At 62.9% G+C, this 26,999-nt stretch carries 26 protein-coding genes; 15 read left to right on the top strand and 11 right to left on the bottom strand.

The window, feature by feature from the left end:
• Positions 1-282: 282 nt before the first annotated feature.
• The 3 genes from ABQX22_RS13190 to ABQX22_RS13200 form a co-directional block, all read right to left on the bottom strand.
• Positions 283-1,269: a succinylglutamate desuccinylase/aspartoacylase domain-containing protein gene (locus ABQX22_RS13190; protein WP_349800159.1), complete on the bottom strand. Its 987-nt coding sequence runs from the start codon at positions 1,267-1,269 to the stop codon at positions 283-285.
• An 85-nt stretch (positions 1,270-1,354) separates the two neighbouring features.
• The gene (locus tag ABQX22_RS13195) at positions 1,355-2,668 is read right to left on the bottom strand and encodes an MFS transporter (RefSeq protein WP_349800161.1); all 1,314 of its coding nucleotides are present in this window, start codon (positions 2,666-2,668) and stop codon (positions 1,355-1,357) included.
• A gap of 269 nt (positions 2,669-2,937) precedes the next feature.
• Positions 2,938-3,864 (bottom strand): LysR family transcriptional regulator, encoded by a 927-nt coding sequence (locus ABQX22_RS13200; protein ID WP_349800163.1) that lies wholly within the window; start codon positions 3,862-3,864, stop codon positions 2,938-2,940.
• Between the two features lie 321 nt (positions 3,865-4,185).
• On the opposite strand from ABQX22_RS13200, the gene ABQX22_RS13205 reads away from it, so the two are divergent.
• From ABQX22_RS13205 to ABQX22_RS13220, 4 genes are all read left to right on the top strand, one after another.
• Positions 4,186-5,193, top strand: a complete 1,008-nt coding sequence (locus tag ABQX22_RS13205) for a pyridoxamine 5'-phosphate oxidase family protein (RefSeq protein ID WP_349800164.1) — start codon at positions 4,186-4,188, stop codon at positions 5,191-5,193.
• Between the two features lie 185 nt (positions 5,194-5,378).
• Positions 5,379-5,588 carry a hypothetical protein gene (locus ABQX22_RS13210; protein WP_349800166.1) on the top strand — a complete coding sequence of 70 codons (210 nt, stop codon included), beginning with the start codon at positions 5,379-5,381 and terminating at the stop codon, positions 5,586-5,588.
• 99 nt (positions 5,589-5,687) lie between these two features.
• Complete coding sequence (gene bla / locus ABQX22_RS13215; RefSeq protein WP_349800168.1) at positions 5,688-6,563, top strand: class A beta-lactamase; 876 nt, start codon at positions 5,688-5,690, stop codon at positions 6,561-6,563.
• Between the two features lie 136 nt (positions 6,564-6,699).
• Positions 6,700-8,811, top strand: coding sequence for a hybrid sensor histidine kinase/response regulator (locus tag ABQX22_RS13220; RefSeq protein WP_349800170.1), 2,112 nt, complete (start codon positions 6,700-6,702; stop codon positions 8,809-8,811).
• A 43-nt stretch (positions 8,812-8,854) separates the two neighbouring features.
• Here ABQX22_RS13220 and ABQX22_RS13225 read toward each other — a convergent pair whose 3' ends face one another.
• Positions 8,855-9,916 (bottom strand): SDR family oxidoreductase, encoded by a 1,062-nt coding sequence (locus ABQX22_RS13225; protein ID WP_349800172.1) that lies wholly within the window; start codon positions 9,914-9,916, stop codon positions 8,855-8,857.
• A 106-nt stretch (positions 9,917-10,022) separates the two neighbouring features.
• Positions 10,023-10,505, bottom strand: a complete 483-nt coding sequence (locus ABQX22_RS13230; protein WP_349800174.1) for a DUF2938 family protein — start codon at positions 10,503-10,505, stop codon at positions 10,023-10,025.
• A 202-nt stretch (positions 10,506-10,707) separates the two neighbouring features.
• Here ABQX22_RS13230 and greB point away from each other — a divergent pair, with 202 nt between their 5' ends.
• Positions 10,708-11,184 carry a transcription elongation factor GreB gene (gene greB, locus ABQX22_RS13235; RefSeq protein WP_349800176.1) on the top strand — a complete coding sequence of 159 codons (477 nt, stop codon included), beginning with the start codon at positions 10,708-10,710 and terminating at the stop codon, positions 11,182-11,184.
• A gap of 172 nt (positions 11,185-11,356) precedes the next feature.
• Here the strand turns inward: greB and ABQX22_RS13240 are convergent, their stop codons facing one another.
• Positions 11,357-13,870, bottom strand: a complete 2,514-nt coding sequence (locus ABQX22_RS13240) for an ABC transporter permease (protein ID WP_349800178.1) — start codon at positions 13,868-13,870, stop codon at positions 11,357-11,359.
• Positions 13,870-14,553 carry an ABC transporter ATP-binding protein gene (locus tag ABQX22_RS13245; protein ID WP_349800179.1) on the bottom strand — a complete coding sequence of 228 codons (684 nt, stop codon included), beginning with the start codon at positions 14,551-14,553 and terminating at the stop codon, positions 13,870-13,872. Before ABQX22_RS13245 ends, ABQX22_RS13240 begins: the two co-directional genes overlap by 1 nt.
• Between ABQX22_RS13245 and ABQX22_RS13250 the strand changes: the two genes are divergently transcribed.
• The 3 genes from ABQX22_RS13250 to ABQX22_RS13260 all read left to right on the top strand — a co-directional run bounded on the left by ABQX22_RS13250 (position 14,519) and on the right by ABQX22_RS13260 (position 16,679).
• On the top strand, positions 14,519-15,169 hold the full coding sequence (locus ABQX22_RS13250; protein WP_441005287.1) for an arylesterase: 651 nt from the start codon (positions 14,519-14,521) through the stop codon (positions 15,167-15,169). The two genes, ABQX22_RS13245 and ABQX22_RS13250, sit on opposite strands and share 35 nt — an antisense overlap.
• A gap of 66 nt (positions 15,170-15,235) precedes the next feature.
• On the top strand, positions 15,236-15,529 hold the full coding sequence (locus tag ABQX22_RS13255; protein ID WP_349800183.1) for a hypothetical protein: 294 nt from the start codon (positions 15,236-15,238) through the stop codon (positions 15,527-15,529).
• 184 nt (positions 15,530-15,713) lie between these two features.
• A complete protein-coding gene (locus ABQX22_RS13260; protein ID WP_349800185.1) occupies positions 15,714-16,679 on the top strand; it encodes a L,D-transpeptidase family protein in 966 nt (321 codons plus the stop codon).
• A gap of 150 nt (positions 16,680-16,829) precedes the next feature.
• On the opposite strand, the gene ABQX22_RS13265 is transcribed toward ABQX22_RS13260, so the two are convergent.
• Positions 16,830-17,081 carry an Lpp/OprI family alanine-zipper lipoprotein gene (locus tag ABQX22_RS13265; RefSeq protein WP_065988522.1) on the bottom strand — a complete coding sequence of 84 codons (252 nt, stop codon included), beginning with the start codon at positions 17,079-17,081 and terminating at the stop codon, positions 16,830-16,832.
• Positions 17,082-17,808: 727 nt separating this feature from the next.
• Between ABQX22_RS13265 and ABQX22_RS13270 the strand changes: the two genes are divergently transcribed.
• Positions 17,809-18,108, top strand: a complete 300-nt coding sequence (locus ABQX22_RS13270) for a GNAT family N-acetyltransferase (RefSeq protein ID WP_349800187.1) — start codon at positions 17,809-17,811, stop codon at positions 18,106-18,108.
• A gap of 78 nt (positions 18,109-18,186) precedes the next feature.
• On the opposite strand, the gene ABQX22_RS13275 is transcribed toward ABQX22_RS13270, so the two are convergent.
• Entirely contained in the window at positions 18,187-19,260 is a 1,074-nt protein-coding gene (locus tag ABQX22_RS13275; protein WP_349800189.1) for a 3-deoxy-7-phosphoheptulonate synthase, read from the bottom strand.
• 241 nt (positions 19,261-19,501) lie between these two features.
• On the opposite strand from ABQX22_RS13275, the gene ABQX22_RS13280 reads away from it, so the two are divergent.
• From ABQX22_RS13280 to cysB, 5 genes are all read left to right on the top strand, one after another.
• Entirely contained in the window at positions 19,502-19,864 is a 363-nt protein-coding gene (locus tag ABQX22_RS13280; RefSeq protein WP_349800191.1) for a thioredoxin family protein, read from the top strand.
• A 27-nt stretch (positions 19,865-19,891) separates the two neighbouring features.
• Positions 19,892-20,848 carry a putative 2-dehydropantoate 2-reductase gene (locus tag ABQX22_RS13285; RefSeq protein WP_349800193.1) on the top strand — a complete coding sequence of 319 codons (957 nt, stop codon included), beginning with the start codon at positions 19,892-19,894 and terminating at the stop codon, positions 20,846-20,848.
• A gap of 135 nt (positions 20,849-20,983) precedes the next feature.
• Positions 20,984-21,904: a 5'-nucleotidase gene (locus ABQX22_RS13290; RefSeq protein ID WP_349800195.1), complete on the top strand. Its 921-nt coding sequence runs from the start codon at positions 20,984-20,986 to the stop codon at positions 21,902-21,904.
• Positions 21,905-22,044: 140 nt separating this feature from the next.
• Positions 22,045-22,539 carry a universal stress protein gene (locus tag ABQX22_RS13295; protein ID WP_349800197.1) on the top strand — a complete coding sequence of 165 codons (495 nt, stop codon included), beginning with the start codon at positions 22,045-22,047 and terminating at the stop codon, positions 22,537-22,539.
• A gap of 136 nt (positions 22,540-22,675) precedes the next feature.
• The gene (gene cysB, locus ABQX22_RS13300; RefSeq protein WP_349800199.1) at positions 22,676-23,650 is read left to right on the top strand and encodes an HTH-type transcriptional regulator CysB; all 975 of its coding nucleotides are present in this window, start codon (positions 22,676-22,678) and stop codon (positions 23,648-23,650) included.
• Positions 23,651-23,756: 106 nt separating this feature from the next.
• Here the strand turns inward: cysB and ABQX22_RS13305 are convergent, their stop codons facing one another.
• Entirely contained in the window at positions 23,757-24,491 is a 735-nt protein-coding gene (locus tag ABQX22_RS13305; RefSeq protein WP_349800201.1) for a phosphoadenylyl-sulfate reductase, read from the bottom strand.
• A 154-nt stretch (positions 24,492-24,645) separates the two neighbouring features.
• On the opposite strand from ABQX22_RS13305, the gene thrH reads away from it, so the two are divergent.
• Positions 24,646-25,263, top strand: coding sequence for a bifunctional phosphoserine phosphatase/homoserine phosphotransferase ThrH (gene thrH / locus ABQX22_RS13310; RefSeq protein WP_349800203.1), 618 nt, complete (start codon positions 24,646-24,648; stop codon positions 25,261-25,263).
• Positions 25,264-25,381: 118 nt separating this feature from the next.
• On the opposite strand, the gene pabB is transcribed toward thrH, so the two are convergent.
• Complete coding sequence (gene pabB / locus ABQX22_RS13315) at positions 25,382-26,725, bottom strand: aminodeoxychorismate synthase component I (protein WP_349800205.1); 1,344 nt, start codon at positions 26,723-26,725, stop codon at positions 25,382-25,384.
• Positions 26,726-26,999: the final 274 nt, after the last annotated feature.

Genomic DNA, 26,999 nt, shown 5'->3' on the forward strand with positions numbered 1-26,999 from the left:
GGCCGGACACGGGAGCGGGCCTTTTTGGTTACTTTTTTGGCTCTTGAAAAAAGTGACCCGCTGTAAGAGCGGAACCGTAATCCGCCACACCATCGATAACGGATATACACACGGTCCAAATCGCGAGGGTGTCTGATCCACCGCATCGCAGCCTCGCACGGGCTCGTCAGCTCCTACAGGGGACCGCGTGACCGGCTGTCACAGCGCCGGATGTCAGTAACGCTTGCAGCATGAACCGCCCATGTTTGAGGCGGTTCAGGTCACGCCTCCAGCTCGGCACGATCAAAACGGCTCGATCACTTTGGCCAGCCGCACCACGGTCACGCCCGCGCCCAGGTGCCGCAGCGAGGGTTGCACCAGCACGCAGTTGTCGTACGGCGTAACAATCTCCTGATCGCCATCGGTGGCAATCACAGTGCCGGCTTTTTCGATCAATTCCAGGCCCTTGAAGTCTTCGCTGAAACGGAAATCCATGGTCCTGGCGATGATCGGCTCGGTCACTTCCAGAAAGCGCTGACGCCCCGGTGTCAGCAGCTGCATGAACGCCGCCACGTCGGCCTCATCCACGGCCCCCGTCATGACCAGAAACCGGGCCGCCGTGTCCAGCGCCACCGCTTCGCTGCGGGCTGAAACGTGCTGACCTGTTTCAATCAACAGCGCATTCCTCGGGCTGGATTCGTCGCCAAAGCCCTGGAAATCCCGCAGACGACGCCCATTCTTGTGACCGGCATCGACGATCACGTGCTCCGGCATGCCCAGTTCAGCCGCCAGGCGCAGGCCTTTTTGACAGGCGCCGCTCATCATGACCGGGGCGGCTTCTTCATGCATCGAGTGGATGTCAAGCAGCAGGTCGACGGTGTCGATCAGCGGCCGCAACTCACGGGCACGGCGCAGTTCCCGAGTGTCTTCGGCGCCGTCCAGGCGGCTTTCGACCCAAACCCGGTTCATGTCTTCGTCCAGATAGCGGGTCGCGTCGATGTCCTGCGGATTGAAATGCTGGTACGCCTCGACGTTGCCAAACCCCAGGCTCAGCTTTCCGCGGCGAGGCCTGAGCCCCTTGCGCAAAAACGTGTCCACCGTGATCGCGCCGCTGACTTCGTTGCCGTGGGTCAGGGCCATGATCATCACATGGGGACCCGCCACGCCGCTGTCGAAGGTGTGAACGTATTCCACGCCTGTGTTGCTTTGTCGCCACTGGCTGATATCGGGAAACTGGACTTCGATGGGGTACGGCTTGAGGGACGCTCGCAGGTCTTCGAGGGTGTTCATGGTGTTCTCCGGCAGGACAAGGTCGTGGCATGGGCCGCTGCACTGGGTGGCGGCGGCCCGTGATAAGGGTCGGGTCAATCGGGGTTCAAGCCGTTTCAGCCGGCGCGTTGCGCATCCGCCGACCCAGGCTGATCACCGCGATGACGCTGATCAACGCGGTGCCGATGACGTAGAAACTGGGGGCCATCTTGTTGCCCGTGGCATCGATCATCCAGGTGACGATCAGGGGTGCGAAACCGCCGAACAGGGTCACCGAAAAGTTGTAACTCAGCGCCAGGCCGGTGCCGCGAATGGCGGTGGGGAATACGTCGGCCAGCATCGCCGGGATCGGCCCCAGGCAGGCGGCAATCAAGATCCCCACCAACGCCTGCACCATCAACAGCGTGGTGACACTGGGGAACTGATTGAGCAGCAGGAACAGCGGGTACGAGGACAAACCGGTGATCAGCAGCGCAATCGTCAACACCTGAAAGCGCCCATGCTTGTCCGACAGGGTGCCGAACACGGGGGCCATGATCATCAACGTCAGCCCGGTCACCAGCGCACCCAGGTAGGACGAGGTCGCGGCGATGTGCAGTTGCTTGAGCGCGTAAGTGGGCATGTACAACTTGTGCACGTAGTTGAACGCAGTGGCGCCAGCAACCACGCCGATGGCCAGCAGCAGGCTGACGCGGCCCTTGACCAGCACGTCGCGCAGCGGGGTTTTCTCGGGCTTGTCGGCGACGTTTTTCTGGAAGTCCGGTGTCTCGTCGATCTGGCTGCGGATGTAGAAACCCACCGGCCCGATCAACAGGCCGACGCCGAACGCCACGCGCCAGCCCCAGTCGCTGAGCTGCACATCGGTGAGGACGTAGCTGAGCAGGGCGCTGACGCCGGCGGCCAGCACCGTGGCCAGGCCCTGGGTGGACAGCTGCCAGCTGGCGAAAAAACCGCGGCGGCTGGCGTCGGCGTGTTCGACCATGAACGCCGTGGCGGCGCCGAATTCACCGCCGGTGGAAAAGCCCTGGAGCATGCGCGCCACGACGATCAACAGCGGTGCGGCGATTCCGATCTGCGCGTAGGACGGCGTGAAGGTGATCATCGCGGTGCCGATCATCATGATCAGGATCGACAGCGTCAGCGACGCCTTGCGTCCGGCGCGGTCGGCGTAGGAACCGAGCACGATGGCGCCCAGCGGCCGCATCAGGAACGAAATACCGAAGGACGCCACGCTCAACAGCAACGAGGTGGTTTCGTTATCCGAAGGGAAAAAGAGCTTGCCGATCACCACGGCAAAATAGCCGTAGATCAGCAAGTCGTAGAACTCCAGAGCGTTGCCGATGCTGGCAGCGACGATCTCCTTCCACGGCCCTCGTTTGCGGGCGGTGGCGGTGGCGTGCAAAGCGGATGATGCGGTCATAGGCGTGGCCCCGGGCGTGTGTTCACGGTTGAACCGAACGGCGCAGGGCGTGGAGGCCATGCGGATCGATTGCGTTGTTTTTATGGTGAAGGCAGCTCGCTGAGTCCGGTGCTTGAACAAAGACTTGAACACCGCACATCAGTCGGCCTGGGGATTACCTTGAATCAGCGGGGGCACGCAGGACAATTGCTGTTTCGGCACATGATTGAGCCGCTTCGGCACGGAGCGCTGGCCTGTTGCCTTGCGGGCTGAGACCCAGTGGGGATTTTCTAGGTCGCGCCCAGCATTGGTGCAGTGTTTTGCAGGCCTTTCCAGATAGTCATGACCTGTTCGCCGTGGTTCGCGTGCAGCCGGTGCAGCGACACGTCGAAACTGAACTGGTACTGCGGGCCGCCGGCAACCACCAGTTCGCCAGACTCCAGGGCCTTCTTCACCGCCATGCGCGGCAGCCAGGCCAGCCCGTTGCCGCGCTTGGCCATTTCGAGGATGGCGTCGTAGGAGTCGGCTTCGTAGATCATGCGCAGCGCCAGGTGCTGCGGCAGCCGCGCCAGATGGCGGGCGAGGGCGCCGCGCAGGGTAAGTGAGGGCGACAGCGCCAGCCACGGGATGACCGGGCCCTGGCCATCGGCGGGGATCTCAAACTTGGGTGTGCCGTCAGCCAGTGGCACGCTGACCGGCAGCAGCGCTTCGGTGGTCAAGACCATGGAATCGAATCGCTCGGCATCGATCAGGATCTGGGTTTGCGGGCTGGCAAAGATCAACAGCAGATCCACTTCGCCCGCCGACAGCCGGCTGATCGCCTCCTGAGCGCCGCTGGTGACCAGCGACACCGGGAACACGCCGAATTGTTGCGTGAGGGTTTCGTACCAGTCGGGGAAAAAGTCGCTGGCCAGCGTGCGTCCGGTGGCAATGCGCACGGGCGTTTCAGGGTTTCGGCCCGTGCCCTGAAATTGTGCCCGGGCGGTGTTGAGCAACTCCAGCGACTGGGTGGCCGCGTCCAGAAACAGCAGCCCGCCGGGGGTGAGCGACAACGGCTGCTTGCGCTCGATCAGGGCGATCCCGGCCCAGTCTTCCAACGCCCGGATCCGCCGCCCGAACGCCGGGTGGGTCACACAACGATTCTCCGCCGCCCGCGACAAACTGCGCACCCGCGCCAGTTCAATGAAGTCTTCGAGCCATTCCAGCTGCATGGGCATACCTGAATCGTGAGGGCGAAGTGCCCAGACTACGTTGGGTGGGGATGTTTCGTACATCGGCAGTGGCGTGAACGGGCAGTCATGTGGGAGCGGACCTGTCCGCGAAGAGGTCCGTACAGTCGACAGCATTCAGCGCCTGAACATCGGTCTTCGCGGACAGGTCCACTCCCACGGCCTGCGGCCAGAATCAACGCCCGGCGCCCGCAGCTTGCAAAACCTGCAACAGTGGATTGCTTTCCCTGGTGATTCTGTTCAAACGGGCAGTGGATCAACATGGTGTCCCCTGTGCAGTCCAAAGCGATGCCGACCGGAGACGCCGCCATGAACCCAACCCCCACACCCGCAACCCCATCCCTCTGGCACGCCGGCGAGCAGCGCTTGCAGGCGCAGGTCGGGGTCGCCGAACGCATGGAGCAGGTGGGCCGAAAGGTAGTGCGCGACTACCTGCCCGATCAGCATCGCGCGTTCTACGGGCAATTGCCCTACATCGTGATCGGCGCGGTGGACGGTCAAGGGTGGCCGTGGGCGAGCGTGCTGGATGACCGCGCCGGCTTCATCGGGTCGCCCGATCCGCGTCGGCTGAGTGTCAGCCGTCTGCCCAACGTCGATGACCCCCTCAGCCAAGGCATCAGGCCGGGCGCCGCGCTCGGCATGCTCGGGATCGACCTGCACACCCGGCGCCGCAACCGGGTCAACGGGCGGATCGAGCAACTCGACGCCGGCGGCTTTTCCGTGCTGGTGGAGCAGGCCTTCGGCAATTGCCCGCAGTACATTCAGCTGCGCCAGCTCAAGCAATCGCCGCGTCCCGCAGCCCAGGACAGGCCCCGCCCCCAACGCCTCAGCGCACTGGACGACGCCGCCGTGGCCACGATCCGCGCGGCCGATACGTTTTTTGTCGCCAGTTTCGTGGACGTCGACGATGACCCGGAGCGCCGGCAGGTGGACGTGTCTCACCGGGGCGGTCAGGCCGGTTTTGTGCGGGTGGAGGGCGATGTGCTGACGATCCCGGATTTCGCCGGCAACCTGTTTTTCAACACCCTGGGCAACTTCCTGCTCAATCCCAGGGCCGGGCTGCTGTTCATCGATTTTGCGTCTGGCGACGTGCTGCAGGTGATCGGCCGCGTCGAGGTCATCCTGGACAGCCCGGACATCGCCGCGTTTCAAGGCGCCGAACGGCTCTGGCAAGTCACCGTCGAAGCCATGGTTCGGCGCCCGGCGGCCTTGCGTTCGCGCTGGACACTGGAAGGGTTTTCGCCCACCAGCCTGATGACTGGCAATTGGCAGCAGGCGGCCCGGCGGCTTAAGGCTCAGGCCATGAGCGACCGGTGATCCGCACCTACCTGTCCTGAGTGCACGTCGTCTGGTGGCTCTGGTATTCCGCGAAGAAGTGGACACACTGGTCGTGAAGGCCGGGGACTCCCTGACGGCGGTGCGCCTGCTCAGCCAGCCCGAAGCGCCCGGCTTCAGAGCTGTTAGTGCTATCTGTAACATCCATGCAAGTGCAGGAGGTTGTGATGAGCCAATGGCCCGTGGTCAATGAAGAAACACCCGCACCGTTCCAGCACACCGAGCACGAAGAATCGTGGCTGGCGCCGCAATGCATGTGTCCGCTGTCGTGCGAACGGCCGCAGGCGCACCGGATTGAAGAGCAGGCGGTCAGCCTGGGGTTTATCGCCTGGGTGCGCACGGCGTCGATCTTCCACAAGGACCGCCATCGGCCGTGAAGCGTGCGTGAGGGTTGAACACCCGGCAGTGTGACGGGATGATGGGCGACGCCTCCCACGGTTGGCTGCCGCTGACCTTTCCTGTGCACAAGGACGTTTATGTTGATCTCCCGCCGACGCCTGTTGACCGCCTCCCTACTCGCCGGGCCGGGGCTGGTCAGCCTCCGGCTGATGGCCGCCGATGCCACGGCATCGGTGCAAGCCGGTCTGGCTGCGCTGGAGGGGCAATGGGGCGGGCGACTGGGCGTGGCGATCCTCGACACCGGCAGCGGCCAGTTGATTTCTCATCGTGGCGATCAACGCTTTGCGATGTGCAGCACCTTCAAATGCCTGGCCGCCGCGTTTGTCCTGGCGCGGGTGGACGCGCGCCAGGACAGCCTGTCGCGGCGCATCACCTACGGCAAAGACCAGTTGGTGCCTTATTCGCCGGCCACCGAGGCCCACGCGGGAAAGGACGGCATGACCCTGGCCCAATTGTGTGAAGCGGCCATCACCCTCAGCGACAACACCGCCGCCAATCTGCTGCTGGACAGTTTCGGCGGGCCGGCGGGGCTCACGGCCTGGATCCGCACCCTCGACGATCTGGTCACGCGGCTGGATCGGCGTGAACCGCAGCTCAATGAAAACAAGGCCGGCGACCTGCGTGACACCACCACACCCGTCAGCATGCTGTACACCCTCAACAACCTGGTGCTGGGCAAGGCACTGTCCGAGCCGTCCCGTGAACAACTCATCGCCTGGCTCGTGGCCAATACCACCGGCGACAAAAAGCTGCGCGCCGGTCTGCCGAAGGACTGGCGCGTCGGGGACAAGACCGGTTCCGGCGCCCGCAACGCGAGCAACGACATCGCGGTCATCTGGCCCCCGCAGCGTGCCCCGATCATTGTCACCGCCTATTACTCCGAAGGCGGCGGCAGCGAGGATCAGCGCAGCGCGGTGATCGCCGAGGTCGGACGTCTGGTCGCTGCGCTCTGAGCTACGGCCGTCAGTGCCACGCTCGGGCAGGTTGCGCGAGAGAACGTTGAATCTTTTCGGATTCCCACGGCTCGAAGCGGTAAGCACAACGATCAACAGTCGGCCCGGAGCGGCCGTGGTGGGAATAGAGCAAACCATGCCTTTTTTGACTGATGATCATGGATGTCCCGGTTGGGGCGGAGAAATGGCCGGACGCATTCGTGCGTTCAACTGGTCCGTGACGGACCTGGGCCCGATCGACAGCTGGTCGGGCAGCCTGTGCTCGGCAGTGCAATTGTTGCTCGCCTCGCCGGTGCCGTTGGTGATGCTGTGGGGCCGGCAGGGCTACATGATCTACAACGACGCGTACTCGGTGGTCGCCGGGGGACGTCACCCGTATCTGCTCGGCACGCCGGTGGAACTGGGCTGGCCGGAAGTCGCCGACTTTAACCGCCAGGTGGTCGACACCTGCTTGGCGGGGGGCACGCTGTCTTTCCGCGACAAAGAGCTGGTGCTGCTGCGCAACGGTATGCCCGAGGACGTGTGGCTGGACCTGTATTACAGCCCGGTGCCCGGCGACGATGGCAGACCGGTCGGGGTCATGGCGATAGTGGTCGAGACCACCGCGCACGTGATGTCCGAGCGCCTGCGGGTCGAGGCCGAAAAAGCGTTTCGGGCGACCAACGAGCGGCTGCAACTGGCGCTCAATGCCGGCGCGCTGGTGGGGTCGTTCGTCTGGGACATCCAGAATAATCGGCTGTCCGGCGATGAGCGTTTCGCCCGGCTGTTCGGCTATCCGCCGGATAGGGCGGTCGAGGCGCTGGACCTGGAATCGGCGATGCAACAGATTCACCCCGACGACCGCGAACGGGTGGCCCGCCGTGTCGCTCACACCGTGGAGCATGGCGGGGCGTACAACGCGGAGTACCGCCTGCTGCGCCCGGAGGGTCATTACCTGTGGATCCTGGCCAGCGGCCGTTGCGAATTCGATGCCCAGGGCCAGCCGCTGCGCTTTCCCGGCGTGCTGATCGATATCCACGAGCGCAAGATGGCCGAGGAATCCCTGCTGCAGCTGACCCGCACCCTCGAACAGCGGGTGGTCGCCGAAGTGCGCGCCCGTTCGGCGGTTGAAGAAAAGCTGCGGCAATCCCAGAAACTTGAAGCCATCGGCGGCCTCACCGGCGGCGTCGCCCACGACTTCAACAACCTGCTGCAAGTAATCGCCGGCAACTTGTACCTGCTGGCGCGTCAGGAGGCGGACAATCCCCGGGTGCAGAAGCGCGTCAACGCCGCCACGGCTGCGGTGGAGCGGGGTGCGAAGCTGTCGTCGCAACTGCTCTCATTTGCCCGGCGGCAAGCGCTTTCGCCAGCGGTTTACAGCCTGCGGCGCATCTACGAGGGGTTGGGCGAACTGCTGCAGCGCGCGCTGGGGGAAACCATCCACGTGGACATTCAGCTGCCGGAAGACGGCTGGCGGATTCACGTGGACCGCAACCAGTTGGAAAACGCCTTGCTGAACCTGGCAATCAACGCCCGGGACGCCATGAAAGGCGAGGGCACCATCACCGTCAGCGCGCAAAACGTAACGCTCGATCAGGACGCGTGCGCCGGCAAGGAACTCAGCCCCGGTGAATACGTGCTGCTCAACGTGGCCGACGCCGGCAGCGGCATGGCACCGGAGGTTCTGGCGCGGGCTTTCGAACCGTTCTTCACCACCAAGCCCGACGGCCACGGCACCGGCCTGGGGTTGAGCATGGTGTTTGGCTTCGTCAAGCAGACCGGGGGCCACATCGAGATCAGCAGCGCGGTGGGCAGCGGCACCCAGGTGCGCCTGTATTTCCCGCGCAGCCTGAAACCGGAGGTGCTGCAGGCGCCAAACCACGCCATCGCCTTTGCCGGTGGCCACGAAACCATTCTGGTGGTGGAAGACGACGACGCGGTGCGCGCGACCTCGGTGGAGTTGTTGCAGCAGGCCGGCTACAACACGCTGGTGGCGGCGCACGGCGATGACGCCATGGCCATTCTGCGCAGTGGCGCGATGATCGACCTGATTTTCACCGATGTGGTCATGCCGGGGCTGATCAAAAGCTCGGACCTGGCGATCTGGGCCCGGCAGCAGTCACCGCAAGTGCCGGTGCTGTTTACTTCGGGCCACACCCGTGACGTCTTGTCCCGCACCCATGAACTGGGCAGCACGACGTTACTCTTGAGCAAACCGTATGGGCCTGAGGCCCTGGGGGAAATGATTCAGGCGGCGTTGAGGGGGTAGGTCACAGGCTGCATGCCCACGCAGCGCGTGGGCATGCTCACCTTTACGGAATCAACCGTTCCTTGCGCAGCGTTTCGAACACGTCGAAAAACGCCTGGTCGCTGGCCTTGAAACCGGTGAAACCCATGGCGCGGCTTTTCGACATGTCGGTCACCACTTCGATCGGGCGACCCAGGTCCGCGTCGGTGTGCCAGGCGGACACCAGACGGCTGATGTCCGACTCCTTCAAACCGTGCTCGGCGACGAGGGTGTCCCACACGGCCTGATCGTTGGCCATCTGGGTTTCCAGCGGCGAAACCTGCGCGGGATACGGCGCCGCCTCCAGGTCGAAGTACTCAGCGATTTGCCCCCACATCCAGCTCCAACGGAACACATCGCCGTTGGTGACGTTGAACGCCTGGTTGGCGGCCGCCGGGGTGGTCGCGGCCCACAACTGCTGCTCGGCCAATTGGCGCGCATCGGTCATGTCGGTGAGGCTGTCCCACTGCACCCGGGAGCCGGGGAACACAAACGGACGGCCCGTGGCCTTGCAGATCGACGCGTAGACGGCGAGGGTGGTCGCCATGTTCATCGCGTTGCCCACCGCGACGCCGGTGATGGTGTGCGGGCGATGCACGCTCCAGGTGAAGCCGTCCTTGTCAGCGGCGGCATACACTTCATCTTCCTGGGCGTAATAGAAGTTCTCGATGTCCAGGCGCCCTTGGGATTCACGGAACGGCGTCTGCGGCAACGCGCCTTTGCCGTAGGACTCGAACGGGCCGAGGTAGTGTTTCAGGCCGGTGACCAGGGCCACATGCTTGACGCTGCCGGCTGCGCGCAGGGCGTCAAGGACGTTGCGCACCATGGCCGCGTTGACGCGGATGTTCTCGGCTTCGGTGGCTTGCCGCGACCAGGTTGTCAGAAACACGTGGGTAGGTTTCAGGTCACGCAACGCTTCGGTCAGCGATGCCGGGTCCTGCAGGTCGGCGGCCACCGGGATGACACCGGGCACCGTTGACGGACTGCGGGACAGCGCGGCGACCTGCCAGCCGTTGTCGAGGAGGAGTTGGGTGGTGGCGCTGCCGACGATACCGCTGGCGCCAACGACTAATGCTGTCTGGGTCATGGGATTCTCCTGGGAATAATCATGAGGGGATGACCCGAATCAATTCATCCGGATGAGGTTGTCAGAGCCCCTGCCCACGGCAGAGGTTCAACTTTATCGGGTCGTTTCAGCCCACCAACAGCGCCATCGCGTACATGCCGATGGCGAATACCACGTGGCCAATGACGTTCTGCAACCGCGCCACCGGGGGGTTGGGCGCTTTGCTGCAGGCCACGCCGACGCCCATGCCGGGCTGCAAAATAAACCAGCCGGCCGCCACCGTGACCAGTCCCACCACCAGCGCCGGCAGGAAGGTCGGGTTGTGCGCCCATTGCACGCCCCAGATGATCAGCACGGCGGCGGCGAAGCAGATCCCGACCACGTAATGCATGATCCAGCCGATGGTCAGCTCGTTGTCTACCGGTGGCACGTTGGGGATGCCTTCGCGCCGCACGAAATGTCCCTTCGGCAAACCGGCAAACCAGCGCCCGACCAGGTGCCAGGGCGGGGTCGGCAGGCCGAGGGTGGCTTTGAGCAACAGAGCCCAGAGGTCCAGCAACGCCGTGCCGCCGATGCCGATGAGTATCGCCAGATAGATGAATTCGAACATCACGTTCCTTGATATGTGAGGTGGACAGGCCGTGGAGGACGGCAGACGCCGTGGTCCATAAAGTAGCAGTTTTGCCGGACGCCACGCTGCCCCCGGGCGCCCAGCAAAGATGAAATCCACAGCGCCCCGACCTTGGGCGCGCGATGGGGTACGCTACGCGGCAGGAAAACAGCCGACAGCCAGGGTACGGAGACGGATTGACGTGAACACCAAAATCATCACCCGCGAAGGGCATGCGGCGTTGAAACAGGAGCTTGACCACCTGTGGCGCGTGTACCGGCCGGAGATCACGCAGAAGGTCGCCTGGGCAGCGTCGCTGGGTGATCGCAGTGAAAACGCCGATTACCAGTACAACAAGAAATTGCTCAGGGAAATCGATCGCCGGGTGCGTTACCTGCGCAAGCGCCTGGAGGACATGCGCGTGGTCGATTACGCGCCGGAGCAGGAGGGCAGGGTCTACTTCGGCGCCTGGGTCGAGATCGAAAACGAGGCCGGCGAGCTCAAAACCTTTCGGGTGGTGGGTTACGACGAAATCTACGGGCGCATGGACTATATTTCGATCGACTCGCCCATGGCCCGGGCGCTGCTTAAGAAAGAAGTCGGCGATGAATTCGTCGTGCAGATCCCTACGGGTGAGGCGTTGTGGTGGATCAATGAGATCCGGTATCCGAAGGCATAGATGATCGGCGAACGGGGTCCTGTAGGAGCTGACGACCCCGAGGGAGGCTGCGATTGCGGTTTGCCTGACACACCGCGATCGCAGCCTCCCTCGGGGTCGTCAGCTCCTACAGGGATCGGATGCGCCCAGTAATCTCCGCGCTGACGCCAGGCCCCGCTCCAACAAAACGCAATTACCCCTCGCGCAACACCGTCAGCGGACTGGCATTGAGTGCCCGGCGGGTGCCGAACACGCCTGCACCGCCCACCAGCAACGCGCCGATCAGCGGCAGCAACAACAGCCACACGTGGGGGTGCCATTGCAGGTTGAAGGCGTAGCGGTACAGGGCGAAGCTCACCAGTTCGCAGCCCAGCGCCGCCAGCACGCCGCTCACCGCGCCCAGCAGGCCGAACTCGATGCGCCGCGCCTTGGTCAGCAACGCCCGGCTGGCGCCCAACGCCCGGAGCAGGGCGCCCTGACGGATGCGTTCATCCAGCGTCGCCTGCAAGCCGGAAAACAACACCGCCATGCCCGCCGCCAGCACAAACAGCAGCACGTACTGCACCGCCAGCGTCACCTGATCAAGGATGCTGCGCAACTGCTCCAGCAATGCCTCGACCTGCAGGATGGTCACCGCCGGGAAGGTCCGCGACAGCTCGACGATCTGCTTGTCGTTGCCCGGCGCCAGGTAAAAGCTGGTGAGGTAGGTGGCGGGCACATCCTTGAGCGTGCCTGGCTGGAAGATCATGAAGAAGTTCGGCTGGAAGGTGTCCCAGTTGATGTCCCGCAAACTGGTGACCTTCACCTCGCGGATCAGGCCGCCGATCACGAAACTCAGGGTGTCGCCCAGTTTCATGTTCAGGCTCTTGGCCAGCTGGGTTTCCACCGACACACCCGGCACGGTGTCCGCGGGCGGCGGCTGATCGCTGCTCCACCACTGGCCCGCAGTGATGGTGTTGCCTTCCGGCAGCGCGGCGGCCCAGGTCAGGTTCAGGTCCCGTTGCGTGGCGTTTTCGCCCCGTGAGTCCTTGGTGACGAACTTGCTCACCGGCTCCCCGTTGATGCTCATCAGGCGCCCCGGAATCATCGGGTACAACGGCGCGCTGTGGGTCGACAGCTCACCGATGCGTTCGGCGAAGTGGTCGCGGTCGTTGGGCAGGATGTTCAGCGCGAAGTAATTGGGGGCGTCTTTGGGCAACTGGTTTTGCCAGGTGTCCAGCAATTCGCCGCGCAGCAACGCGATCAAGCCCATGGACAACAGGATCAGACCGAACGCCAGGGATTGCCCGGCCGCTGCCAGCGGATGACGCAGCAGCTGACCCAGGCCCAGACGCCAGGGCAGCGAGGCATTGGCCAGCAGACGACGCAGGCTTTTCAGGGTCAGCAGCAACACGCCGCCCAACACAAGGGCAGCAATCAGCCCGCCGCCCAGCAGGGCGAAGGTCAGCACCAGGTCCAGGCTCAGGCGCCACATGATCAGGCCCAGCGCCAACAGGGCCGCGCCGTACACCAACCAAGTGCTGGCCGGGGTTGGCAGCATGTCCCGGCGCAAGACCCGCAGCGGCGGAACCCGACCCAGCGCCGCCAGCGGTGGCAACGCAAAACCGGCCAGTGCCACCAGCCCGGTGCCGATCCCCGCCAGCGCCGGCAGCAGACCGCCGGGCGGTACGGCAGCCGGCAGCAGATTGCCCAGCAGATAGAACAGACCCAATTGCGCCAGCCAGCCGATGAAGGCGCCCGTCAGGCTGGCCACCACACCGAGCATCGCCAATTGCAGACTGAACAACACCAGGGCCTCGTTACGCGACAAACCCAGGCAGCGCAACAGGGCACTGGCGTCGAACCGGCGCACGGCAAAGCGCGCCGCCGACAGCGCCACGGCCACACCGGCCAGCAACACCGCCACCAGACTGGCCATATTCAGGTAACGCTCGGCCTTGCCCAGCGCGCCGCCGATCTGTTGGTTGCCGTCGCGGGCGTCGTCGATTTTCTGGTTCGGGGCCAGGCCCGGTTCGATGGCCTTGCGATACGCGGCCAGCGCTTCCGGCGTGCCGCGCCACATTTCGCGGTAGCTGACCCGGCTGCCCGGCTGCACTACATTGGTGGCCTTGAGGTCGGCGAGGTTGATCATCACCCGTGGCGTCAGGCTATAGAAGTTACCCGCGCGGTCCGGTTCGTAGGTCAGCACGCGGCTCAGCTTCAGGGTTTTCGAGCCGACGTCGATGCTGTCGCCGACCTTGATGTTCAGCGCCACCAGCACCCGCGCTTCGGCCCAGGCTTCACCGGGCTGCGGCTCACCGCCAGCGGTTTCGGTTTCATAGGGGGCCGGCGCGCTTTTCAGTTCGCCGCGCAGCGGATAGGCCGCGTCCACCGCTTTGACGCTGGCCAGCTGGATGCCGGCGTCGGTGGCTACGACGCTGGAAAACACCACGGTCTGTGAGTGATCCAGCTTGAGGTCGGTGCCCGCGCTGATCTGCTCGGCAGAAGCGGGGCTTGAACCGCCCAGCACCAGGTCGGCGCCGAGAAACTCGGTGGCGCGTAGGGTCATGGCGCTGTTGAGTCGCGCACCGAAATAGCCGATGGCGGTACTGGCCGCCACCGCCACCACCAGGGCGAAGAACAGCACCCGCAGCTCACCGGCGCGGGCATCGCGCATCAACTGGCGGCTGGCGAGACTGAGCAGACGTGAAAACGGCAGACGGGCCATCAAGGCTCCAGAGGGGCGACCAGTCGGCCCCCTTCAAGACGAATCAGGCGCTGGCAGCGGTGGGCCAGGCGCTCGTCGTGGGTGACCAGCACCAGGGTGGTGTTGCGTTCCTTGTTCAGTTCGAATAACAGGTCGCTGATGCGCTCGCCGGTGTGGCTGTCGAGGTTGCCGGTGGGTTCATCGGCGAACAGCACGCTGGGGTCGGCGGCGAAGGCGCGGGCGATGGCGACCCGCTGTTGTTCACCACCGGAGAGCTGACGCGGGGTGTGGGTCAGGCGTTGCCCCAGTCCGACGCGTTCGAGCAGGTTGCGGGCCTGTTCCCGGGCATCTTTTCGGCCTTCCAGCTCCATGGGCAGCATCACGTTTTCCAGCGCGTTCAGGCTGTCCAGCAGCTGGAACGACTGAAACACAAAGCCCACGTGTTCGGCGCGAATGCGGGCGCGCTGGTCTTCGTCCAGGTCGCTGAGGTTGCGACCGGCCAGGGTGACGGCGCCGGCGCTGGGCAGGTCCAGGCCCGCGAGCAGGCCCAGCAGGGTGGATTTGCCGGAACCCGACGCGCCGACGATGGCCAGCGTGTCGCCCCTGTTTAGTTCCAGGGAGAGTTCGTGCAGGATGGTCAGGTCACCTTCGGTGCTGGGGACCACTTTGCTGAGGCCTTGCGCACTGAGAATACTTTCGCTCATGGAGAATCCGATGCGTGCGTGGTTTTTAAGTGCTGGCCTGGGTTTGCTGCTGGTGTCTCAAGGCGCGATGGCGGGCACGGTGCTGATCGTTGGCGATAGTATCAGCGCGGCTTTCGGCCTGGATACCCGCTTGGGCTGGGTCAGCCTGCTGGAGCAGCGGCTGGCGAAGGAAGGTTACAAGGACAAAGTGGTCAATGCGTCGGTCAGCGGCGACACCAGTGCCGGTGGCCAGGCGCGGCTGCCGGCGCTGCTTGCAGAGCATAAGCCGGACCTTGTGGTATTGGAGTTGGGCGGCAATGACGGCCTGCGCGGCCAGCCGCCGGCGCAATTGCAACAGAACCTTTCAGCGATGATCGACAGTTCCCGCGCCGCCGGGGCCAAAGTCCTGCTGCTCGGGATGCAGATTCCGCCCAATTACGGCGCGCGTTACACCACCGCGTTCAAAGAGGTCTACAGCAATCTGGCGACCGACAAAAAGGTCGCGCTGGTGCCGTTCATGCTCGAAGGGGTGGGTGGGGTGCCGGAGTTCACCCAGGCCGATGGTTTGCATCCGGCGGCCAACGCCCAGGGCCGATTGCTGGAAAACGTCTGGCCGACCCTAAAACCTTTGCTTTAAAGGGCTGCAAGGCTTTTCCGCCGGCAGGCTTTCGGCTAATGTGGCGCCCCCGCTCTGGAGCCCCACATGCCGCGCCGTCCTGCCTGGTCCCTTTTTGCCTATCAATTGATCGAGCCTGACGAACAGCTCGACCTGTTCGCGTGCCAGGAAATACGGGTGCACCTGGTCGCGCGGCAGCTGGAACTGGCAGGCTCGGCGGACCGTACGCTGTGCGGTTCGCTGCTGCCGGCGCAGCCGCGTTGGTCGGTGGTTGAGCAGTCGATTTATCAGGACGAACGCCTGTGCCCGCTGTGCCGCGCGATCATCGACGCCCAGCGCCGGGGCTGGGCGCCGATCTGGCCGGAGCTTGAGGACGCTTGAAAACACGCGAATGCACTTGAAGCCTCCGTAGGAGCGAACTCGTTCGCGAAGAGGTCCGTACCTCCAATGCATTCCTCTGCGTTTGTAGCCAAGCCTTCGCGAACAAGTTCGCTCCTACACAAGCTTGTCTGCAGTGTACAATCGCGTTTTTTCATCCCGCCCCGTTCACCCAAGGATTCTCCGGATGTTGTCGCGCATTCCAGCCGTTGCCCGCTGTCTGTCGCTCGCTGCACTGTGTGCGGCTGGCCCTGTTTCTGCCCTGGAGTTTCCATTGCCGCCGCCCGGCGAAGACATCATCGGTCAGGTCCAGACCGTCACCGCCAAGTACGAAGACACGTTTGCCGACCTGGGCACCCAGTACGATCTCGGTTATCTGGAAATGATCGCCGCCAACCCCGGCGTCGATGCCTGGTTGCCGGGCGCGGGCAAGCAGATCGTTTTGCCGACCCGCTTCATTCTGCCGCCGGGTCCCCGGGAAGGCATCGTGATCAACCTCGCCGAATACCGTTTGTACTATTACCCCAAGGGCCGGGACGTGGTGTACACCTTCCCGCTGGGCATCGGCCGTGAGGGCTGGGGGTCACCGATCTCCACCACCAAGGTGACGGCCAAGACGCCCAACCCGACCTGGACCCCGCCGGCCTCGGTCAAGGCTGAACATGCCGCCGACGGCGATATCCTGCCCAACGTGGTGCCGGCCGGTCCCGACAACCCGCTGGGGCCGTTCAAATTCGGTCTGGGGTTGCCCGGTTACCTGATCCACGGCTCAAACAAGAAGTTCGGCATCGGCATGCGCACCAGCCACGGCTGCTTCCGCATGTACAACAACAACGTGCTGGAAATGGCCGACATGGTGCCGGTGGGCACGACCGTGCGCATCATGAGCGAGCCGTACAAGTTTGGCGTCAGTGGCGGCAAGGTTTATCTCGAAGCGCACACGCCACTGGATGAAAGCGGCAATCCGTCGGTGGTCGACAAGCACACGGCGGTGATCAACGCCTTGCTCAAGCGCCAGGACCTGGCCAATAACGTGCGGATCAATTGGGATGAAGTGCGGGATGTGGTCGCGGCCGAAGACGGCATGCCGGTAGAGATTGCCGAGCCTTCAACAGTGCCCGTGGTGCCTGCAGCGCCGGTCGTTCTGCAGTAATCACTGCGGCTGATACCCGTTCGCGGGGCTCTGCAAGAGGGCTCGGCGAACGGGTTTTTTTGTGGCCTGGACAACGCGGCGTGGGCGTCAGCCGGCAACAAAAAAGCCGATCCGAAACCGGATCGGCTTATCAATAATCCCGAAGGACTATTACTTGCGGCTTGCCTTGTCCAACATACGCAGAGCGCGTTCGTTGGCTTCGTCAGCAGTTTGCTGAGCTTTTTGAGCGGCAGCCATGGCTTCATCAGCCTTGCGGTACGCTTCGTCAGCACGAGCTTGCGAACGAGCTGCTGCGTCTTCAGTTGCAGTCAAACGAGCTTCTGTTTCTTTGGATGCGCTGCTGCAACCGGTGGCCAGAACTGCGGCCAGAGCCAGAGCAGAGAATTTCAGAACGTTGTTCATCGTGTTCCCCTTAAAGGACTTCTATCAAATTAGTCATCTCTCGGAAGTGAGAAAATGACCGGCGTACATACTACCCATTGTTTGTAGTAAGTAAACGGACGAAGCGCAAGAAGCGAACAAAATTCTTTGCTTTGAAAGTGTTCCGTTCAACTTCTCACGTTTTTTGTACGAAAAAACCCTGCACTGTCAGACCTGTCCGGCGCTTCCAGTCCATTGATATTAGGCGACCACTCACGGGTCTGCCTGTCATCGTTACTTCAATCACCTGCACATTGAGAAGTGAGTCGCATGTATGCGCCCACGCACCCTGGCTGTATATCGTGCATATTTCTCTTTATTCAGACAGAGGCGTTGCAGACTGCCTGAGCGTTTCTATGGACATTGGCCAGTGTTGTGAGGTTCCACTGTTAACACAGTCGGATGTTCGGCAGTGCATTTACCGATGATTCACTTGAGCATATTCGGTAATGACGCCTACTCTTTGCTGGTGTTCATTTGTAGGGGAACAGCAATGCTGTTCTCTGCCTTCACATCGGGCACAAGGTGGCGTAGCAGGCAGTGTGGAAACTGGCGAGCGGCAGCAACCAGGCATGACAGGCGCACACGGGGCCCTGTTTTTAAGTCCTGCGGCCGGGCGTCGCCGATTTCACCGCGCTTGAAGAGGTTCCTTCGCCGGGGAAACATCGGTAAGGTAGGGGTCAAAATCCAAGACCCGCGAGGAGCAGTGATGAGCGAGGCGTTGTCAATTCACCACGACAAGACCGGTCACCAGTTTGAAATCAGCATAGACGGTCACCGTGCCTACCTGACGTACATGGACCTGGGCAAGGAAACGCTGGATATCTACCGCACGTTCGTGCCGAACGAACTTCGCGGGCGCGGCATCGCGGCGGCATTGACTAAAGTGGCCCTCGATTATGCCGAGAGCTCCGGCTATACCGTCATCCCATCGTGCTCCTATGTCGAGCGCTATATGGAACGCAACCAACGGCAGGCCGAAACCAATCTGAACCGCTTCAACGTTTAATCCGCGCCATGAAAAACGCCGAGCATCTGCTCGGCGTTGTTGTTTGCGCATTCCGGGAATGCGCAAGGTAAAGCCCGATCAGCGCTTGCGGTTGGGCAGTACGCCCTTGAGCTTGGCGTGCATGCTGCGCAGGGTTTTCTCGGTGCTTTCCCAATCGATGCAGGCATCGGTGATGGACACACCGTATTGCAGATCCGCCAGATCCTTGGGAATCGACTGCGCGCCCCAGTTCAGGTGACTTTCGACCATCAGGCCGATGATCGACTCGTTGCCTTCCAGAATCTGGTTGGCCACGTTCTCCATCACCAGTGGCTGCAGGGCCGGGTCCTTGTTGGAGTTGGCGTGGCTGGCATCGACCATGATGTTGGGCTTGATGTTCGCCTTGTTCAGCGCCTGTTCGCACAGAGCGACGCTGACCGAATCATAGTTGGGCTTGCCGTTGCCACCGCGCAGCACCACGTGACCGTAGGCATTGCCTTTGGTGGTGACGATGGACACGCCGCCTTCCTGGTTGATGCCCAGGAAACGGTGAGGGCTGGAGACTGACTGCAGGGCGTTGATCGCCACGGTCAGACCGCCGTCGGTGCCGTTCTTGAAGCCCACGGCCGAGGACAGGCCCGAGGCCATTTCCCGGTGGGTCTGGGATTCGGTGGTGCGCGCGCCAATGGCCGACCAGCTGATCAGGTCTTGCAGGTACTGCGGCGAAATCGGGTCCAGCGCCTCGGTGGCGGTGGGCAGGCCTTTTTCAGCCAGTTCCAGCAGCAGCTGCCGACCGATGTGCAGGCCGTCCTGAATCTTGAAAGAGTCATCCAGGTACGGGTCGTTGATCAGGCCTTTCCATCCGACCGTGGTGCGCGGTTTTTCGAAATAGACGCGCATCACCAGGTACAGGGTGTCGGACACTTCTTCGGCCAGCGCCTTGAGGCGGTCAGCATATTCGTGGGCGGCCTTGAGGTCATGGATCGAGCACGGCCCGATCACGATGAACAGGCGGTGATCCTTGCCGTCGAGAATGTTGCGGATCACTTCGCGGCCCTGGCTCACGGTCTGCTGGGCAGCAGCGGTCAGGGGGATTTCGCGCTTGAGCTGATCCGGTGTGATCAGAGTCTCGTTGGAAGCTACGTTGAGGTCGTCAATCGGTAAATCAGCCATCGTGTTACTCATCAGGTCACGGATGCTGGCCGCCATCGTCCCCGTGCGGCGGAGCCGAGCATGATTGAGCGCAGCGGGGGAGCGGAACCTTAGCGCGTTCACCTGCCTTTGGACAATGGGCAAACCGTGCTTTCGTCCCGTCAGCGGGGCGCCGGGCGACGTGCTGCGCCGAAAAGGGCTGGCCCGGGACGTTCTGGTCCGGCGGAATTGTGTAAACCTGTCCGCGCGCCAGGCTTATAGTGTGCAGCTGACCAATGGGAGCGACGGCGTGGACCAGCTGCACTTGACCGATTTCGACGTGGACCAGCAATTGTTGTCGCTAGGCGGCACGTCACTGCTGATTTTCACCAGCCTGGGCTGCAGCAGTTGCCGCTGGGCGCGCGACCATCTGCCGCAGCTTGATTTGCCGATCAGTCGACTCTGCTGGATCGATGCCGAGGAAAATGGCGGGGCGGTGCAGCGCTATGGTGTGTTTCACCTGCCAGCGCTGTTCGTCATCCGCGACGGTGAGTTTTTCGGCCCGCTGCGCAGCACTTTACTGGTGGACAACATGCGCCAGGGGCTGGACCGGGCGCTCAGCCTTGCCCCTGACGAATTGCCCTGACCGACGACTGTTTTAAATGGGACACTCATGACCAAAGAAACCTCCAAACCGCGCATCGGCATTATCGGCACCGGTGCCATCGGCGGCTTTTATGGCCTGATGCTGGCGCGCGCCGGCTACGACGTACACTTTCTGCTGCGCAGTGAATTCAGCGCGGTCTCGCAACACGGGCTGCGGGTGGACAGCAAGGTCCATGGCCTGCTGACCCTCGACAACGTGCAGGCCTATTCCTCGGCCGAAGACATGCCGCCGTGCGAATGGCTGCTGGTGGGCGCCAAGACCACCAGCAATGCCGAGCTGGCCCCGGCCATCGCCCAGGCCGCGGCGCCGAACGCCAAGGTGTTGCTGTTGCAGAACGGGCTGGAGGTCGAAGAGGCGCTGCGTCCTTTATTGCCTGACTCGCTGCACCTGTTGGGCGGCCTGTGTTTCATCTGCGTGCACCGCACGGGGCCAGGGCAGATTGCCCATGAAGCGTTCGGCTCCATCAACCTCGGCTATCACAGCGGTCCGGGCTACGGAAATACCTTGCGCCAGTCGATCCTCGAGCACGGCGCCGATCTGTTCCGGGCGGCAGGCATCGAAGCCACGGCCATGGAGAACCTGGAGCAGGCGCGCTGGCAGAAGCTGGTGTGGAACATCCCCTACAACGGCCTTTCCGTGCTGCTCGGCGTAGGCACCAGCGGATTGATGGCGGACGCCGACAGCGCCGAGCTGATCCACGAGGTGATGAACGAAGTGGTGGAAGGCGCGGCCGCCTGCGGCTTTGACCTGCCGGCCGGCTATGCCGAGCGCTTGTTCAACGTCACCCGGCAGATGCCGGATTACCTGCCCAGCATGCACCACGACTTCACCGACAAACGCCCCCTGGAGCTGGACGCCATCTACGCCAAACCCCTGGCCGCCGCACTGGGCGCCGGGTACGACATGCCCAAGATCCGCGCGCTGCACCATGCGCTGTCGTTCATGGATCGCCGGAATAGGTAAAGCGGTTCGCGACCTTGTTGGAGCGAGGCTTGCCCGCGAAGCGTCTGATAAAGTCCACACCTGTGTGTCGACGCAAAATCCTTCGCGGGCAAGCCTCGCTCCAACAGTTGTATTGAATGGAATAAAGAGGACCCCATGACCAACGCACTGGTAACCAAAGCAGGCAGCAACAAACTGGTCCTGGCGATCTCTTCCCGGGCGCTGTTCGATCTGGATGCCAGCCATCAGGTCTACATGGCCGAGGGCGTCGCGGCCTACCGCCAATACCAGATCGATCACGAAGACGAAGTGCTGGAGCAGGGCGACGCCTTCCAGCTGGTGCAGAAACTGTTGAACCTCAACACCAGCCTCAGCCAGGCGCGGGTCGAGGTGGTGCTGGTGTCGCGCAACAGCGCCGACACCGGCTTGCGGGTGTTCAATTCAATCCAGCACTACGGGCTGGACATCTCCCGCGCCGCGTTTGTCGGCGGGCGCAGCCCGTTCCCCTACCTGGCCGCGTTCGGCAGTCATCTGTTTCTGTCGACCCACCCCGAAGATGTGCGCAGCGCGCTGGACGCCGGTTTTGCGGCGGCAACGATTCTTTCCGGCGGGGTTCGACGCGCTGCCAGCGCCGAATTGCGCATCGCCTTCGACGGCGACGCGGTGCTGTTTTCCGACGAATCGGAGCGGGTCTATCAGAGCGGTGGCCTGGAAGCGTTTCAGGCCAGCGAACGGGAAGCGGCGCGCCGTCCGTTGAGTGGCGGGCCGTTCAAGCCGTTCCTGGAGGCCCTTAACCTGTTGCAGCGCGAGTTCCCCGAGGAAACCTGCCCGATCCGCACCGCGCTGGTCACCGCCCGTTCGGCGCCGGCTCATGAGCGCGTGATCCGGACGCTGCGCGAGTGGGACATCCGTCTGGATGAGTCACTGTTTCTGGGCGGGCTGGAAAAATCAGCGTTTCTGGAAGCCTTTGCTGCGGACGTGTTTTTCGACGACCAGCCCGGTCACTGCGAGAAAGCCCGGGACGTGGTCGCCACCGGGCATGTGCCCCACGGCATCAGCAACGAACTAAAACCCTGAGTCTTTAGTCCTTTCGGGCGCATCGGGTCGGTCGGTTCGCCGCGGCGCTGCTAAGCTGGAATTCATATCTGAGCAAATGGCTGTGCTGGCCGGTGGCTGTCCAGTGTCTGTATCGCCATTCCTGGCTGTCCGGAGGTTAAATGATTCGTTCGATGCTCTACGCCACGGACCTCGGTCTGTATTCGCCCTACGTCCTGCAGCACGCGTTGGCACTGGCCCGGACGTTCAACGCCGAACTCTACGTGATCCATGTGGTGGAACCGATGGGCCTGTTCGCCGAATCGGTCCTGCAGAGCTATCTGGGGGAGGATGTGCTCAAGGCGCTGCACAGCGAGGGGGTCAACAACGTCATCGAAGGCATCGAGTCGCGGGTCCTCGATGGTTTTCGCGAAGAACTGGGGGAGGGCCACAAGGACCTCGAACTGATCCGCACCGTGCGGGTGGTGCAGGGCGATCCGTCCAACGTGATTCTGGATCAGGCGCAAAAACTGGCGGTGGATCTGGTGGTGGTCGGCAGCCACAGTCACGGTGCCCAGGGGGACACGCCGATCGGCCGCACGGCAGCCCGGGTGCTGCAGCTTTCCGACGTGCCGGTGTACATGGTGCCGATGATCCAGAACCGTTCCGGACGCTAAACACGCGCAAAGACGAAATCCAGCGTGCCATTGCCGGCCAAAAGTGATAAAAAGTTCTAGCTCCGCACGTTTGACCATTAATCCAGTTATATACCGTCGTGATGCCCGTGGCGTCTTCCGGCTTTGAGGGATACATATGAAGCTTCAGCAATTGCGCTACATCTGGGAAGTGGCGCACCACGACCTCAACGTTTCGGCCACCGCACAGAGCCTGTACACCTCGCAGCCTGGCATCAGCAAGCAGATCCGCTTGCTGGAAGACGAATTGGGCGTCGAAGTCTTCGCCCGCAGCGGCAAGCACCTGACCCGGGTCACGCCCGCCGGGGAGCGGATCATCACCACGGCCGGCGAGATCCTGCGCAAGGTCGAGAGCATCAAACAGATCGCCCAGGAATTCTCCAACGAGAAAAAGGGCACGCTGTCCATCGCCACCACCCACACCCAGGCGCGCTACGCGTTGCCGCCGGTCATCAGCAATTTCATCAAGCAATACCCGGACGTCGCGCTGCACATGCATCAGGGTTCACCGATGCAGATCGCTGAAATGGCCGCCGACGGCACCGTGGATTTCGCCATTGCCACCGAGGCGCTGGAGCTGTTCGGTGATCTGGTGATGATGCCGTGCTACACATGGAATCGCTGCGTGGTTGTGCCGCAGGGTCACCCGCTGACCAAGGTCCCGAAGCTGACCCTGGAAATCCTCTCGGAATACCCCATCGTCACTTACGTCTTCGGTTTCACCGGCCGTTCCAAGCTGGATGAGGCGTTCAGCCATCGCGGCCTGACGCCGAAAGTGGTATTCACCGCGGCCGACGCCGACGTCATCAAAACCTACGTGCGCCTGGGCCTGGGCGTGGGCATCGTCGCCAAGATGGCGGTGGACCCGAAACTGGACAGCGACCTGGTGGTGCTGGATGCCAGCGAACTGTTCGAAGCCAGCGTGACCAAGATCGGCTTCCGCCGCGGCACCTTTTTGCGCGGGTTCATGTGCGATTTCATCGAGAAATTCGCCCCGCACCTCACCCGCGACGTCATGGCCAAGGCAATCCAGTGCCACAACCGGCAGGAACTGGAAGACCTGTTTGCCGGGGTTCAATTGCCGGAGCATTGATCGGTTGCGTACCCTGTAGGAGCGCGCTTGCCCGCGATTGCGGTGTGTCAGTCAACGTTGATGTTGACGACAGATCCCAATCGCGGGCAAGCGCGCTCCTACAGTTTTACGCTTTCCCGATCAAATTCCCCGCATGCAACCCGCATTCTTTCTGCGTCGCTTCTTCCCACCACCAGCGGCCTTCGCGCTCATGCTGGTTGGGCAGAACAGGGCGGGTGCAGGGTTCGCAGCCGATGCTGATGAAGCCGCGCTCGTGCAAGGGGTTGAACGGCAGCTCCAGCATGCGGATGTAGTTCCACACCTCGGCGCTGGTCATCTGCGCCAGAGGGTTGAATTTGTACAGCGGGCGCTTGGGCGTGGAGAAGGCGCCGTCGATTTCCACCACCGCCACGTTGTTGCGGGTGCTCGGGCTCTGGTCCCGACGCTGCCCGGTGGCCCAGGCGACCGCACCGCTGAGCTTGCGCCGCAGGGGTTCAATCTTGCGGATGCCGCAGCACTCGCCATGCCCGTCCCGGTAAAAACTGAACAGGCCCTTTTCCTTGACGAAGGGCTCCAGCGCGCGCTGGTCGGGCGACACGATCTCGATCTCGATCTTGTACTGTTCGCGCACCTGCTCGATGAAACGGTAGGTTTCCGGGTGCAGTCGGCCGGTGTCCAGGCTGAACACCTTGACGTTCTTGTTGAGTTTCCAGGCCATGTCCACCAGCACGACATCTTCGGCGCCGCTGAAGGAAATCCACAGCTCGTCACCGAAGTGCTGGAAGGCAAGTTTGAGAATGTCCTGGGCGGACTTGTTGGCGTAACTGGCCGCGGTGTCGGCGACGTCGAAGGGATGGCTCATCAGGCGGTTTCCTACGGATTAAGTGGCGCTTAAGCGCTCGTCATGGCGGTGATGGTAACAAAATCCTGCGCTTGCTGGCCCATAACCTGTGTTTGCGCAGGGCCTGGGCCTGTGGGTAGAGTGCCGCTTCGTCGGTCTTATCAAGGAGTGTGCTGTGGAAATCGCCTGTCTGGACCTGGAAGGGGTGCTGGTCCCGGAAATATGGATCGCGTTCGCGGAAAAAACCGGCATTGAGGCGTTGCGGGCCACCACCCGGGACATCGCCGATTACGACGTGCTGATGCAGCAACGCCTGCGGATTCTCGATGAGCACGGCCTCAAGCTGGCGGACATTCAGGCGGTGATCAGCACCTTGACGCCTTTGGACGGCGCGATCGAATTCGTCGATTGGCTGCGCGAGCGGTTTCAGGTGGTGATTCTGTCGGACACGTTCTACGAGTTTTCCCAACCGCTGATGCGGCAGTTGGGCTTTCCGACGCTGCTGTGTCACCGCCTGATCACCGACGAGACCGGTCGGGTCGCCGGCTACCATTTGCGCCAGAAAGACCCCAAGCGGCAATCGGTGCTGGCGTTCAAAAGTCTGTACTACCGGGTCATTGCGGCGGGGGATTCGTACAACGACACCACCATGCTAGGCGAGGCGGACGCCGGCATCCTGTTCCATGCGCCGGACAACGTGATCCGCGAATTCCCGCAGTTTCCGGCGGTGCAGACGTTTGAAGGGCTGAAGCTTGAGTTCATCAAGGCGTCGAATCGGGTGTTGAGTGTGTAAGGCTGAACCGCCGTTGTAGGAGCGCGCTTGCCCGCGATATCGGTTGTGCAGCCGACGCATCTCGGTCGTTCGAAACGTTGCAATCGCGGGCAAGCGCGCTCCTACAGTGGGGGCCGGATCACAACCCCTCCAACGTCTCCAACAACACCCGCACCTTGGTAAACGTCTCCTGATACTCGGCGTCGCCATCGGAATCCGCGACGATCCCGCCGCCACCCCAGCACGAGATCTGCCCGTCTCTGGCCAGCAGGCTGCGGATGGTGATGGAACTGTCCATCTCGCCGCGCACGTCCAGGTACATCAACGACCCGCAATACAGCGCGCGGCGGGTGGGCTCCAGTTCGTCGATAATCTGCATCGCCCGAATCTTCGGCGCGCCGGTGATCGACCCCCCCGGGAAGCTGCTGCCCAGCAGGTCCAGGGCGTCTTTGCCGGCGGCCAGCTCCCCGGTGACGCTGCTCACCAGGTGGTGCACGTTCGGGTAGCTTTCCAGGGCAAACAGCTCCGGCACCTTGACCGAGCCCGTGCGGCAGGTGCGGCCCAGGTCGTTGCGCAGCAGGTCGACGATCATCAGGTTTTCCGCGCGATCCTTTTCGCTGGCCAGCAGTTCGTGGGCATACGCGGCGTCTTCAGCAGGGGTTTTGCCCCGTGGACGGGTGCCCTTGATCGGCCGGGTTTCCACCTGTCGCTGGCTGACTTTCACGAAGCGCTCGGGGGACAGGCTCAGAATCGCGTCGCCCTCGGCCAGCGACAGATAACCCGCGAACGGCGTCGGACAGGCCCGTCGCAGGGCGCAATAAGCGGTCCATGGATCGCCAGTGTAGCCGGCGCGAAAGCGTTGCGTGAGGTTGACCTGATAGCAGTCGCCGGCATGGATGTACGCTTGAATGCGCTCAAACGACTGGCGGTATTGGGCGAAGTCGAGGTCGGGCTTGAAGTCGGTGTCGAGGCTGAAGGGCTGCAGATCGTCTGACGGCGGCCGCGCGAACAGGCTGATTAACCGGCGACATTCGTCCTGGGCCAGCGAGGGGTGGAACACCAACTGGCTGGTTTGCGTCTGGTGATCGCTGATCAGCGCCCAGGCATACAGGCCCAATCGTGCGGCGGGCAGGTGCAGATCGTCCACGGCCTGCGCCGGCAGTGGCTCAAGCAGCCGGCCAAAATCATACGCCAGATACCCCATCAAGCCGCCGGCAAAGGGCAGGGCGCATTCGTCTGGCAGGTTTGCTTCGCCCAGGCGCTGCAGGCCGTCGCGCAATCGCTGAAGAAACGCCAGGCCCGGTTCACCCGCGTGCGGCAGAAACTGCTCTATCGGCCAGGCGCTGAGCAGATCAAACCGCCCGCGATCCGCCTCGGGCCTGCCGCTGTCCAGCAGCACCGCGCCGGGCGCATGGCGAATGACCGAGAAGTAACCGGCAGGGTCGGGGCGATAGGGGAGCGGGTGTACGGAGCAGGTCGGCATGCGGAAACAATCGGTCATGAAGCGCGGGAAGGCGATTGTAGTCTGATGGCTGACGGAGCTCTATAGCGCATCCATCCCGTAGGCGCTGACGAGACGCCGAGAGGCTGCGACGCGGAGTGTCTGGCAGATGAAATGCAAGCCGTGCCACCGCATCGCAGACAAGTCAGCTCCCACGGCCTTCGGCCAGAATCAAAAACCGGCGCTGCATGAATCCCGCTTCTGCCGAAGGCGTGGGAGCTGGCTTGCCTGCGATCTGCCGGGCACCGGCAGTACA

The sequence above is a fragment of the Xanthomonas sp. WHRI 1810A genome (genome assembly GCF_040202885.1).
GTDB lineage: Bacteria > Pseudomonadota > Gammaproteobacteria > Pseudomonadales > Pseudomonadaceae > Aquipseudomonas.